Source organism: Mesorhizobium sp. M8A.F.Ca.ET.161.01.1.1, assembly GCF_004792105.1.
GTDB lineage: Bacteria > Pseudomonadota > Alphaproteobacteria > Rhizobiales > Rhizobiaceae > Mesorhizobium.
Window position 1 is genome coordinate 1 of the sequence record NZ_SRTD01000057.1, and the last position, 511, is coordinate 511.

Consider the following 511-nt stretch of genomic DNA (forward strand, 5'->3'; position numbering starts at 1 on the left):
CAGTCCACCGGCTGGAAACCGAAGAAGCGCGAGAGATCGGCAAGCACGCCGTAGCCGGGATGCATGATCATGTTCTTCCACACCAGCGCGGCAACCGGCGGCATGACGAAGAAGGGCGAGATGATCATGATGCGCACGATGCCCTGGCCGAAAATGTCGTTGTCGAGCAACAGCGCAATGGCAATGCCGCCGATGACGGTGATCAGCAGCACTCCGCCGACGATCAGAAGCGTGTTCCAGATCGACTGGAAGAAGGCCGGATCGGTGTAGAAATACTGATAATTAAAGAGACCCGCAAAGCTGACATTTGCCGTGTTGAGCAGATTGTAGTTCTGGAACGAGAACCACAGGGTCATTGCCAGAGGCACGATCATCCAGACCAGAAGCAGCAGAACCGAAGGCGCAAGCATCACCCGCGCAAGACCGCTTGTGTTGCGTGTTGCCATTTGCACTCACCTCCCCTTGGGCTCGGGCATCAAGAGATGCGCCCGGCATATCCGGAAGAACCGGC

Annotated in this window: 1 protein-coding gene; it reads right to left on the minus strand. The window is 57.1% G+C overall.

What is annotated here, in order from left to right; translation table 11 throughout:
* The coding region (locus EN804_RS34555) for a sugar ABC transporter permease (RefSeq protein WP_135922302.1) at window positions 1-446 on the minus strand (446 nt) is incomplete at its 3' end.
* Window positions 447-511: the final 65 nt, after the last annotated feature.